Annotated in this window: 11 protein-coding genes; all 11 read left to right on the top strand. The window is 43.5% G+C overall.

The window, feature by feature from the left end:
• Positions 1–2 precede the first annotated feature (2 nt).
• Genes FKP33_RS12160 through FKP33_RS12110 form a run of 11 tightly spaced genes read left to right on the top strand, consistent with a single transcriptional unit; the run spans position 3 to position 12809 of the window.
• Positions 3–1412 carry a UDP-glucose dehydrogenase family protein gene (locus tag FKP33_RS12160; protein WP_141335203.1) on the top strand — a complete coding sequence of 470 codons (1410 nt, stop codon included), beginning with the start codon at positions 3–5 and terminating at the stop codon, positions 1410–1412.
• A 25-nt stretch (positions 1413–1437) separates the two neighbouring features.
• Positions 1438–2166, top strand: coding sequence for a YveK family protein (locus FKP33_RS12155; RefSeq protein ID WP_141335201.1), 729 nt, complete (start codon positions 1438–1440; stop codon positions 2164–2166).
• Entirely contained in the window at positions 2150–2794 is a 645-nt protein-coding gene (locus FKP33_RS12150; protein ID WP_141335200.1) for a CpsD/CapB family tyrosine-protein kinase, read from the top strand. Before FKP33_RS12155 ends, FKP33_RS12150 begins: the two co-directional genes overlap by 17 nt.
• Positions 2795–2818: 24 nt before the next feature.
• Positions 2819–4237 carry an O-antigen ligase family protein gene (locus FKP33_RS12145; RefSeq protein ID WP_141335198.1) on the top strand — a complete coding sequence of 473 codons (1419 nt, stop codon included), beginning with the start codon at positions 2819–2821 and terminating at the stop codon, positions 4235–4237.
• 9 nt (positions 4238–4246) lie between these two features.
• On the top strand, positions 4247–5626 hold the full coding sequence (locus FKP33_RS12140; RefSeq protein WP_141335196.1) for an oligosaccharide flippase family protein: 1380 nt from the start codon (positions 4247–4249) through the stop codon (positions 5624–5626).
• A 51-nt stretch (positions 5627–5677) separates the two neighbouring features.
• Positions 5678–6832 carry a glycosyltransferase family 4 protein gene (locus FKP33_RS12135; protein WP_127608308.1) on the top strand — a complete coding sequence of 385 codons (1155 nt, stop codon included), beginning with the start codon at positions 5678–5680 and terminating at the stop codon, positions 6830–6832.
• Between the two features lie 35 nt (positions 6833–6867).
• On the top strand, positions 6868–8028 hold the full coding sequence (locus FKP33_RS12130; protein WP_141335194.1) for a glycosyltransferase family 4 protein: 1161 nt from the start codon (positions 6868–6870) through the stop codon (positions 8026–8028).
• Positions 8029–8041: 13 nt separating this feature from the next.
• Positions 8042–9160, top strand: coding sequence for a glycosyltransferase (locus FKP33_RS12125; RefSeq protein ID WP_141335193.1), 1119 nt, complete (start codon positions 8042–8044; stop codon positions 9158–9160).
• A gap of 45 nt (positions 9161–9205) precedes the next feature.
• Positions 9206–10657: a hypothetical protein gene (locus tag FKP33_RS12120; RefSeq protein WP_181410129.1), complete on the top strand. Its 1452-nt coding sequence runs from the start codon at positions 9206–9208 to the stop codon at positions 10655–10657.
• Positions 10657–12009: an oligosaccharide flippase family protein gene (locus FKP33_RS12115; protein ID WP_141335190.1), complete on the top strand. Its 1353-nt coding sequence runs from the start codon at positions 10657–10659 to the stop codon at positions 12007–12009. Before FKP33_RS12120 ends, FKP33_RS12115 begins: the two co-directional genes overlap by 1 nt.
• Before the next feature lie 2 nt (positions 12010–12011).
• Complete coding sequence (locus FKP33_RS12110; protein ID WP_127608303.1) at positions 12012–12809, top strand: glycosyltransferase family 2 protein; 798 nt, start codon at positions 12012–12014, stop codon at positions 12807–12809.
• The last annotated feature ends 3 nt before the right edge of the window (positions 12810–12812 follow it).

Here is a 12812-nt window from a genome sequence, read left to right as displayed (position 1 = left end):
CTATGAAGGTAGTTTGCATCGGCGCTGGTTATGTAGGCAGTGTAACGGGAGCGGCGTTCGCCGCATTAGGACATCATACGACGGTTATCGACATTGATACAAATAAAGTGAATGCGATAAATGAAGGAACCAGTCCTATTTTTGAACCCGGTCTTGAGGCGTTGATTAGGAAGTTCAGCGGAAGAACGCTAGCGGCAACGAATCAATATGAGGTAGTGACGGATGCGGACGTCGTGTTTATTGGTGTAGGTACCCCTTCCAAGGAAGATGGAAGCGCCGATTTGAAATACATCGAATTGGCAGCGAGAAACATTGCGGAGCATTTAGATCGAAACCGGTATACCGTTATTGTCAATAAATCGACTGTTCCTGTTGGGACGGCTGAGCATGTAACTGCATTGATCTCACAATATTCCAACTTAACAAATAACGAACATTTTTCTGTTATCAGCAATCCTGAGTTCCTTCGCGAAGGCTACGCAGTCGAGGATGTGTTTCTCCCGGATCGCATCGTAATCGGGACTATGGACAATCAAGCAAGAAGTGTGATGAAAGAACTTTATAGTCAACTGATGGATCTGCAAAAACCGATTGAAGTTCTGCAAGAAATTGGGCTTGCTGTTCAACCGAAGGATGAGCTGCCGGTTTATTTTGAAACAGATACAAGAAGTGCAGAAATGATTAAGTATGCATCCAATGCATTTTTAGCTGTTAAGATCAGCTATATCAATGAAGTCGCAAGATTATGTGAAGCTTTGCAGTCCAATGCGTTGGATGTCGCCAAAGGAATGGGACTGGATTCGAGGATTGGCAACAAGTTCTTGCAAGTGTCAAGTGGATGGAGCGGCAGTTGCTTCCCTAAGGATACTGCAGAGTTTTTGGCTGCCAGCCGTAAGCATGGACGTGAGCTTAATGTCGTTAAGGCCGCTGTCGAGTCGAATTTAGAAATGCATGCCTACATTGTCGAGAAAACGAAACGTAAACTAGGGACGTTATTCGGTAAACGGATCGGCTTTTTAGGGCTAACCTTTAAACCCAATACCGATGATACCCGTAATACTCAAGCATCTATAATCATACAAATGATGTTGGGGCAAGGGGCTAACATTCAAGTTCACGATCCCCAGGGAATGGAAATGTTCGAACACATTAACCCCAATCTCCCCATTGCATACTGCGATCAGGCAGAGCAGGTGGCGTTGAATGCGGACGCCGTTATTCTTCTCACGCATTGGGAGGAATACGTCCACTTAGATTGGAATGAAATGGGGAGTATGATGAATTTCAAATATGTGCTTGATACGCGGAACTTCCTTTCTTCGCAATTTATTCGTGACAAAGGGTTTCATTATGAGGGATTAGGCGTCGGCATTGAGTATCGGGAATTACGAACATTGTCGAATGTCGTCTAATTAAGATTTATTACGGAGGTTTGAAATGGATTTCATACAGTATTTGCAAGCAATTCGCAAAAATTTATTATGGATACTCTCCTTTGTAATTATTGCGAGTGCTACCTCTGCGTGGGTAAGCTATAACCTGGTGCCCACTAAGTATGAGTCGTCGGTAAGAATTATCGTTAACAGCTCTGATAAACTCGATTTAGGAGCGGTAAACACCAATATTCTCCTGATCAATACATTCAAGGAACTCGTCAAATCACCTACCGTACTAAACAGAACGATTGCAGAGTATCCGGAATTGAATTTATCCATCGATCAACTTGAAAAAAGCCTTAAGGTTGTCTCCTCCAAGGACTCTCAGCTTCTTACGATCTCAGTGACGATGGAATCTTATGAATACGGTACGAAGGTAGTCAACGCGATCTCCAAAGTATTTCAAGAACAAGTCGCATCCATGATGCAAATTTACAACATTTTGGTTTTACCGGATGATGTATTGAACAGCCAAACTCCTAAAGTAGCCTCCAAACAAATCATAAATATTCTGTTGGCTTTCGTAGTTTCTCTGTTGATTTCTGTCGGTTTTGTTATCGGCAAAGAAACATTGGATCAAACCATTCGCAATACGTCGACACTGGACAACATACTGGGGGTGCCATCCTTGGGCACCATATCGAAAATTACGAAGAAAGAAACAAAAAAGCATGATATGAAGTCGGTAGATCGGAAAGTGGGGGACGCAACTTATGCCAAGCTCAGCTAACGCATCGTTGATTACATTAATTAATCCGAGCGCTCAAGCTTCTGAGGATTTTAAGTCGCTCCGAACCAAACTGAACTATTCATACAAATCGGAGAACATGAAAAGCTTTCTGATCACCTCCATCAAATCACAAGAAGGCAAATCCGTGTTGGCAGCCAATCTAGCCATATCTTATGCACAGGCTGGAAAACGGGTGTTGTTAATTGATGCCAATTTGCGGGCCCCGATGCTGCATAAATTTTTTCATATGGAAAACCATATGGGTCTTTCCGACCTTTTATCCGGGAAGAAGCATCCAGGAAATGTGCCGATTACCACGTATGTAGACGGATTAAGTCTGCTTCCGGCCGGTGCAGAGACAGGGCTTCATGCTACGGAACTGTTAGCTTCGAATTACTTAAAACTTGCTTTGGATCAGTTTTCGACGGAATACGATATGATTTTCGTCGATTCGTCGGCGGCCAATAAAACTGCGGATAGCTTCCTGTTGGCGGTTCATTGTGATGGAGTCGTGTTGGCTGTGAAAAAACGTACGGTGAAGCAAGAGGAAGTCGTAACATTTAAACAAAACTTAGATGACATAAAAGGTAATTTAGTCGGTTTTGTCTTTATTGATTTCGAAAAATAAATTATAAAAGTACAAAGGAAGACTATGAAAACGGTATTAAGAACGTTCAATTTATTACAAACTCCGTTTATGTTGTGGCTGATGCTTATGGGCTCCATAGGTATCGGCCTCTTTTGTTCTATGGTGGATAATGTATTGGCTATCCAATTGACCTTTATCGTATTACTGATTTTTCCGGCCATTCTGCTTGCCGAGACGGATTCGAAGTGGCTGCTCCCTTACATTACATTCGTTTGGGCGGTAACGCCGGAGATCCGTAGAGTATTCGAGTGGTATCATGAAGAGTACCAATCCGTGTCATTGTTTAGCGTAGTTCCACTGCTGACGACGCTATTCGTCATCTTACCCTTACTAAGAATAAAATGGCGGTTCCCTCTTACAATAAAAAAACCATTATGTTGGTTTCTAGTCGCACTGGGTTACGGGCTTATTGTCGGTATCGTTAAAAACGGAACAGCGAGTTTGTTTGATTTTGCTAACTATTTAGTTCCATTTTTATTGCTTATTTATTGTATCGTTCGTTCATTTACACAAGCAGAGCGTAAATTATGGATTGTTTCTTTTGTAGGAATAGCCGTTTTAGTATCCATATATGGTGCCGTACAGTTCTTTTTTGCTCCTCCCTGGGACACATTCTGGATGAATGAAGTAGACATGTTTTCTAACGGACTGCCAGAGCCCTACCAAATTCGGGTGTTTTCTTCTTTAAATTCCCCAGGCCCGGCTGCCATGTTTATTTCAGCAGCATTAATTGCCATGCTAGTAGATAAGAAATGGAGAGGAGTCCTCGGTTGGAGCGGCGTGCTTATTGTCACTTTCGGTTTGATCACCACACTTGTCAGAGCAGCCTGGGTAACAATGCTTATTGGTATTGTCCTGTATTTCGCTCTTAGCAGTATTAAAAAGGGCATTCAAGGTATTTTGCTTATAATGGTAGTAGCAGGTTTGGGTATCATATCGCTGCCGGTTATTCCAGGTGGCGAGTATTTAATCGAACGGTTGGAGACGCTGAGTAACTTAGGGGACGATTATTCGTATAACGATCGTCTTCAATTTACTGCAAGTATGATTCCGGAATTGCTGGGAAATCCTTTCGGTTCAGGTCTGGGAAGTGTAGGAACAGGCACTAAACTTGAGAATGGCGGTCAACTGGGACAGTACGGAAATTTTGATAACGGATTTTTTGCAATACTTTTAACCTTCGGTTTCTTTGGGGGAATTGCCATCTTGGGTGCACTGTACGGTTTTATGAAATATCTGGCTTCGACGATTACAAAACATTCTGATACAGATCGAACTTATATAAGATTGGCGCTGTGCGCAATGATTAGCGGTATTTGTTATTTGATGTTCGAGAACCGTTTTGCAGGTGTAGGTGGTTATATCATTTGGTTTTTTGTCGCCTTGGGCATGGAACCTAAAAACAGTATACGTGTTAAGTGAGGAGACAAAATGAATCCACTCATTTCCTTGTTACGTAGAGGCTTAGACTTTCAAAGTGCTCTTTCATTCCTAAAGGGCATTCTTACAAGGAGAGACAGTACGGCCAATTCAATACGGACTGTAACGGTCACGATGCTCATCTTTCTGCTTAACTTAATCACTGGGATAATAACAGCGAGATATCTAGGCCCTGAGGGGAAAGGTGAGTCGTCGGCCATGTTGCTGTGGCCTACTATCTTTGCAAACTTATTGATGCTTGGTATGCCCTCCGCACTTCTATACAATCTGAAGAAGCATCCGCAAGAGACCGCTTCGCTTTACATAACGGCCAAAATGGTTTGTTTGGGAGTCGGCCTAGTCGGGGCGGGGACGGGCGCACTGCTCCTGCCAAGTATTCTGAACAGTTATTCAAGTGAAATGGTGCTCGTTTCCCAATGGCTCATGCTGACGGTACCCGTGCTGTTGATTGAATATACGAATAATGCAACCTTACAAGCGCGTGAGGAATTCAAGCTTTTTAATAGTTTAAGATTACTCCCTCACTTAGGAACGTTGGTAGTGCTGATTTTGCTTTTGAATTTCCATAAATTAGACCCTTTTACAGGTGCTTTCGCCTATGCGCTGCCGACTGTTCCGATCACCATCCTTCTTACGTTGCGTATGGTTCGGTCCTATCTTCCGGAGATAAAGAAACTAACCTTTTCATTGAAGTCCATTTTGCACTACGGAATTCGCTCAGCAGGCGTTGACGTCATGGGCACGATGTATATTTACATGGATCAGGTGATTGTTATTTTGTTATTAAACCCAGCAAGTCTAGGCCTTTACTTGGTTGCTTTGAGTTTATCCAGGGTCGTTAATATCATACATGCTTCTCTTGTGATGGTACTTTTCCCAAAAGCATCGGAACTAGATACAGAACAGGCGATCATCCTGGTGAAGAAAGTGTTCCGGATTAGTTCATTTATTACATGCACGGTGGCCGTCGTTTTCATGTTCATCGGTCCATTTGTTCTAAGCTTACTGTACGGACATCAGTATCAGCCGGCAATCGCGGTTTTTCGTATTCTACTATTTGAAGTTGTAATCAGCGGGGGAACCTTGATTTTGTCGCAAGCGTTCATGTCCGTCGGAAAACCGGAAATTTCATCCATCCAACAAGTGATTGGTCTTTTCATTAGTGTCCTGCTTATGGTTCTTCTAGTCCCTAAATACGGTTTGTTGTTTACGGGAATTTCACTGTTAGCGGCAACTTGTGTCCGTTTCTTGTTTGTAATTAGCCAATATAAATGGGTGCTGAAGACGAATATCCCGAGTTTACTAATAACCAGAGACGATTTGAATTGGTTGTTTCGCCAAATTCGAATTAGAGAAGGAAATACGAAATAAGTGTCTTGATAGGATTGAGGAGTCAGGAGCAGGGAAAGGATGGAGTAAATCATGCTACGAGTTGCCTATTTAGATCATACCGCTAGATGGAGCGGGGGGGAGATTGCGTTATATAATTTGCTCACAAATCTGGACCAGGAAATTGAGCCGTTAGTCATCCTGGCGGAAGAAGGATTACTCGCGGACAAGTTGCTGGAAAAGGGAGTGGACGTACGAATCCATAAATTAAGAGAGAAGACTCGAAACCGTAATCGTAATAAAATTGATTTCCAAATGTTCTTTTCCATTTTTGAATTTTTTCAGTATGGGTTGAAGCTCGGGAAATTATTACGAAAAGAAAATGTCGCTTGTATACATACCAATTCATTAAAATCTGCAATATATGGAGCAATTGCCGCAAAAAGTGCCAATCTCCCTCTAGTTTGGCATATTCGTGATAATATCGCTGCGCCGTATTTGAGACCGACGATAGCCAAGTTTATCCGATTGATGGCTAGACTGCTTCCGAACGGAATCATTGCCAACTCGAATTCTACAATGGCCTCTTTACATCTTTCCAGCTACCGAGATATTCATACCTTGGTAGCTTATTCCTCGTATAACGGGCCCATCGCAAAAGGCACGGATGCGGAATGGAATAAAAAGCAGTTCATCGTTTTGTTAGTCGGCAGGCTTGACGAATGGAAAGGACAACACATTCTTCTGGAGGCGGCGGCACGATTCAAAAATAATTCAGAAATACAATTTTGGATAGCAGGTGACGCCATCTTTGGTAATGACGAATACAAGCTACGCTTGGATAAACAAATTAAAGATAACGATTTAACGAATGTTTCGATGCTGGGTCATGTGGACCATATTCCGGCTTTATTGCAGAAAGCGGATCTATTGGTTCACACGTCGATCATGCCGGAGCCTTTCGGTCAAGTGATTGTCGAAGGCATGGCGAGCGGCTTACCCGTCATTGCTTCCGACTTGGGAGGTCCGCGGGAGATCGTGCTGCGTGATGTGACCGGACTACTAATTCCCCCAGGCGATGCTGAAATTTTACGGGATGCCATACAATGGATGATTGACCATCCCGAGGAGAGGGCGCGTATGGGGGAAAAGGCGATTTCGCGGGTTCGTGAAAATTTCCTGATCGATTCGACGGTCAAACGCATTAGCGAATTTTATCCCAACGTTGTCAAGCAGAAGGCACAATAATTCATACGGACTGTAGAAAGGAGGTTACCGAAGATATGTATCGAGTGGCTTATTTAGACCATACCGCCCGATGGAGCGGGGGAGAAGTGGCACTCTATAACTTGATAACAAATATGGATCAAACGGTTGAGCCTTTGGTCGTTTTGGCTGAGGAAGGTCCTTTGGCGGATCGTTTGCGTGAAAGGGGACATAAGGTCTGCATCTTGTATTTAGACGAGGCGGTGCGCAACCGCAATCGTAATAACCTGAGTCCTCAAGTCATAACGTCTGCCATCAAAATGTATAGATACGGTAAAGAAGTAGGACGCCTGTTGCGGGAAGAGAAAGTGGTTTGCGTTCATACGAATTCTTTGAAGTCGGCCATTTATGGAGCAGTCGCGGCAAAATGGGCGGGAATTCCACTCATTTGGCATATCCACGACATCATTGAAGCTCCTTACATACGTAAGATCGTCGCTTTTATTATGAGATTACTTGTGAAGCATTTGCCGGACGGAGTCATCGCGAATTCCAAAGCAACGATGGATACGTTGAATTTACAAGAATCTCGGAGGAAGATGAAGACGGTTGCCTACCCTTCGTACTTTGGAAAAATCGGCAGACAAAGCCAGAGAGCGATCAAGGACGAATATGATTTTACCGTATTGCTGGTAGGCCGGATTGCAGACTGGAAAGGACAGCATGTGCTGCTTGAGGCTGCGAGATCGTTCTCTGATCTAAACGTTCAATTTTGGATTGCTGGTGATGCGTTATTCAATGCGGATGAACAATATAAAAATGAGCTGCTGAACTACATAGAAAAGTATAAATTAACCAACGTCACAATGTTAGGTCATGTTAATAATATTACGGATTTGATGAGTCAGGCCGATCTTCTCGTTCATACGTCTATCGTTCCCGAGCCTTTCGGTCAGGTGATTGTGGAAGGGATGGCCGTCGGGCTTCCCGTCATCGCATCCGATGCAGGCGGTCCAAAGGAAATTGTTGTTCACGAGCAGACAGGGCTCCTTATTCCTCCGGGAGAATCAGTTCCGTTGGTTATGGCTATTCAGTGGATGATAGACCACCCTGATGCGCGAAAAGAAATGGGAGAATTGGCCATGAAAAGGGTCCAAGAGCTATTCCTTATCGAGCAAACAGTGGAGACGATCACCTCTTTTTATCCCCAGGTGATAAGCGGAAGACTTAAAATTTAAGGAGGCTTTCAGTTTGAAAATCGCTCTGGTTCATGATTTATTAACGCAAATGGGAGGGGCGGAAAGAGTTCTTGCCGTTCTGCATCAAATGTACCCGGAAGCTCCTATTTATACGCTGGCAAGTAACCCGGGCAAAATGATGGAGGAGTTGAAGGACGCGGACATTCGAACGACGTGGCTGCAGCGAATACCGGGGATCGAGACGAACTTTAAGAAGCTGCTTCCCTTATATCCCATCGCTTTACAGCAGCTTGAATTGAGCGAGTTCGACGTCGTTATTTCATCGAGCTTCGCTTTTGTAAAAGGAATCAAAGTTCCCCCTTCAACGTTTCATTTCTGCTATTGTCATACTCCAATGCGGTTTGCATGGGATTTTGAATCCTATATAGCAAGGGAAACTTATTCACCGCTTGTAAAGAAAACCTTAAGATATTATGTTAAATATCTGAAAAATTGGGATATGAAAACGGCCGACCGGGTAGACGAATATGTGGCTAATTCGAATGTCGTGAGGCAGAGGATTAAGTCATGTTATGGCATTGATGCGCAGGTCATCTTTCCACCGGTGAATACGGAGCGCTTCTCCATTTCCAATCAAGTAGAAGACTCTTACTTGGTTGTTTCACGCCTTGTTCCTTACAAAAGAATTGATCTGGTTGTGGAAGCCTTCAATCGAAACGGGCAGAAGCTTCTCATCGTCGGGGGCGGACCCGACTTGGGGCGTTTAAAGTCCATGGCCAACCCAAACATTCAATTTTTGGGGCGTTTGGAAGATAACGAAGTTTCCAGGTTGATGTCGAGATGCCGTGCATTTATTTTTCCCGGGGAAGAAGATTTCGGTATTACCCCGCTTGAAGTAAACGCTGCCGGTCGCCCCGTCATCGCTTATAAAGCAGGCGGAGCCCTGGATACGATATCTCATGGAACGAATGGGCTTTTTTTCGATCGGCAAACGCCTGATTCACTTATTCAGGCGGTTCGGGATAACGAGTCCAATGAATGGAATCCTGTCGCAATCAAGGAACACGCAGAGGCTTTTAATGAAGAACGCTTTAAGCATGAATTTCATAACCGAATGTTGCGAGCCAAAGAAAGATTTGACATTGGCTTGGTACGGAAATTAACAGTTTAATTCTAGCATCCTTCCGGTCAGGATGATGATGGGAGTCCGTATAAGTTGAAAAGATATTCTCTATTCAGAGTCTACCATACAAGTGAAGTCAAAATTTTGCTTAGTTTACTTGTGTCATGGATTATCGCCGCATTTATCGGCTACGTTGTCGGCAGCAGATTAGGGGGCACGATGCTCGAACTTTCCATCGTTGCGGTCATTGCGATTCCTTCTTTATTGTTGGCTTTGGTAGATTCTAAATGGCTGCTTCCTTACAACTTGGCCATATGGGTCTTTACCCCTGAAATTCGTAGATTGTATGATTGGTCAACAAACGAGTATCATTCGATGTCCTTCATTAGCTTAACTCCGATTGTTGTAAGTATGTTTCTTGTTTACCCCTTGATGCAGCACTATAAGTCGCTCGATACATCAATTAAGAAGTTTTTAATTTTGTGGGGCTGTGCTCTAGGGTATGCTTTAGTTATAGGTTTATTTCGAAATGGCAGCTCAAGCCTATACGACCTGGCGAATATTGTAGGTCCTCTCCTTTGGCTAGCTTATATTTTTGCTAAAAAACCTACGGATGATTTGAAGCACTTTTGGATTCTACAATTTGTAAATTTGGCGCTTGTGGTTGCTTTGTATGGCATTATCCAGTACACCATATTACCACCTTGGGATGTGTTTTGGATGGATGGTGTAGACATGGCGTCCATCGGAAAATCCGAGCCCTTTGAGGTAAGAGTATTCTCAACTTTGAATTCCCCCGGTCCCGCCGGTGTTTTCTTATCGCTGGCGGCTGCGATTATGATCGTAGATGCCAGATGGAGGAAGCTTTGGGGGTGGATAGGTGTTCTGCTTGCAGTTATCGGCAGTATCATTACGCTGGTCAGGGCCGCTTGGATGTTTGGATTCGTTACGATTCTCATTTATATAATCATTTCAAATCATGGGAACAGATTCAAAAAGCTGTTCGTGCTTCTCTTGTTTTTCAGTCTTGTCTACTTCATATTATTGGTTTTACCACAGGGCCAAATCTTACTGCAGCGGTTTGAAACATTTGGTGAAATCCAAGGAGACGAATCCTTTAATGACCGATTAAGCCTGACTAAACAGTTACTCCCTATGCTTTTCAGTAATATAGAAGGCATGGGTTTAGGGAGCATAGGTATGGCTACAAAACTGCAAAACAGCGGGAATCTCAGTGCGGAGACGGGAATTTTCGATAGTGGAATCGGCACCATTATGCTGACATTCGGAGTGATCGGGACCCCTATTATTTTGTATGCTCTTTGTCACTTGGCGAAGACACTTTGGTTGGAGAAAGCACAGCAGAAGACGAATCTCGAATTCAACCGTTTATCGATTTCCGTTATGCTGGCCTCCATTGTAAATTTACTATTTGCAAATAGTTACGCCTCGGCCTTCGGTGTCATGATCTGGTTTATCGTTGCTCTGGGTGTAGGCAATTATGGATATCGAGAACTGGATGTATCTAAAGGAGATTTAAGTTAATGTCTTTTCTAGCTACCGTGAGGACTCGATTTCAAGCGAAATCGAGTTTATCGAATACGATTCGTACAACGGCAATAAGCATGGTTATTGTACTCTTGAACCTTGGGACGGGGATCATTTGTGCTAGATATTTAGGGCCGGAAGGTAGAGGAGAACAATCTGCGATGATGCTGTGGCCATCGCTATTGGGCCAATTAGTTACGCTAGGGCTGCACAGCTCCGTCATCTATAACATGAAGAAATTCTCTTCTGAAAAGGGAGGTTTCTTCAACGCTGCTTGCTTGATGAATTTGTTGATCGGTCTGCTTGTTACAGGCGCAGGTATAGTGTTGATTCCTCTTTGGCTGCATGCCTATTCGGCGGAAACGATATTTATGGCGCAGTTGTTGATGTTTTTTGCGCCCAGTGTGCTGTACACCAACTTTTTAAACGCTGTTTTGCAGGGAGAGGAAGACTTTAAAGGACTTAACAGAAGAAGGTATTTGCCGGTTGCAGTAACATTGATCATGTTGGCAATACTCGCTGTTACCGGGTATTTAAATCCTTTTTACTCTGCACTTTGCTATTTCATTCCAAATGTTCCGATCGGGGTCTACACGGTTTATTTACTGTATAAAAGGTATAAACGATCGATAAACGGGTGGAGAAGCACGATGAAGAGGCTACTTACGTATGGACTTTCCTCCTACCTGATCGATGTTGTTGCCACTCTGACCTTTTTTATGGATCAGCTTGTTTTAATCCGCATCATGAAACCGGCCGAGTTAGGATTATATTTAGTGGCGTTAAGCTTAGCTAAAATGGCAGGTATTTTTCAGAGCTCCATTACCCTTGTGCTTCTACCAAAAGCGGCAGGTTTGGAGAAATCTGAAATTATTGGCTTGACGAAAAAAGTATTTCGCATTGCATTCAGCGGTACTCTGTTTATCGCTCTAATAATGATGGCTATAGCTCCAATGGCATTAATTTTTCTATACGGTTCCAAGTATGAACAATCTACAACCATACTGTGGATTCTCTTGCTGGAAACTGTCATGAGCGGTGCAGTCGCGGTTTTGGCACAAACTTTTATGGCTATAGGGAAACCCGGACGTGTGGCGGTTCTGCAGTGCATCGGATTATGCGTTAGTCTTCCGTTATTGGTTGTTTGGGTACCCAAGTTCGGCATTACAGGAGCAGCCTTCGCACTGTTTACGGCGACTATGACGCGCTTTCTTCTCATCATGATACAATTTCCACTAAGTTTAAAGGTAAGCATGCCGATGCTCTTTCCCGTTAAAGCGGATATCGTATGGTTTTGGGGGAAATTTACAAGAAGAAAAAATCTGGAGATGCCTCAGAAAGGGGTGTAACGATGGATCGTATAGAGTCAGACACAAAGAAAATATCAGTAACGATCATAGCTCAAAATGAACAAAGCAGAATTCGCAAAGCGATAGAGTCATGTAAAGGGTTTGCTGATGAAATCGTGGTGGTTGACGGCGGGAGTACAGACGCTACAAGAGAAATTGCTGAGAGCCTTGGTTGCAAAGTATACCTGAATCCATGGCCGGGCTATGCGGAGCAGCGAAATTTCGCCGCAACCCATGCAGAGCACGACTGGATATTCTTCATCGATACAGATGAATTCGTTGATAGTGAATTAAATGGTTCACTTCTGAATTGGAAAAAGGGTGCGGCTTCTGAGGCTGATGTGTATAACATGTATCGAATTGGAAATTTCATGGGGACTTGGTTGAGCCGCGGCGAATATTTAACGCGTCTGTACAACAAACGAAAGTCGAAGATTCGAGTGACTCCCGTTCATGAAGGTCCTGAAACGGAAGGATTGAAAGTAGGTAGCTTACCAGGGGTATTATGGCATGACGGATATCGAAGCATTGCTGATCACGTGAACCGTTTTAACCGCTATACAGAACTTGAGGCGGAAAAAGCAGTGTCATCGAATAAAAATTTCAGCCTATTACGTTTGCTAACCAGACCTATTCTTCGGTTCGGGCAAAAATATGTTCTTCAAGGATTGTTTCGAAAAGGGTTAGCCGGACTCACTATTGCCATGTTATGGGCGTATTATGAATACTTATGTCAAATTAAACTTTATGAATTGATTCGAGTCCAAAAGACAGGTCATGTTGAACAAAAGGCAGGTTGATAC

Source organism: Paenibacillus sp. tmac-D7, assembly GCF_006519665.1.
Classification (GTDB): domain Bacteria; phylum Bacillota; class Bacilli; order Paenibacillales; family NBRC-103111; genus Paenibacillus_G; species Paenibacillus_G validus.
Note: the sequence above shows the minus strand (reverse complement) of the source record. Positions and strands in the feature narration are given on the sequence as shown.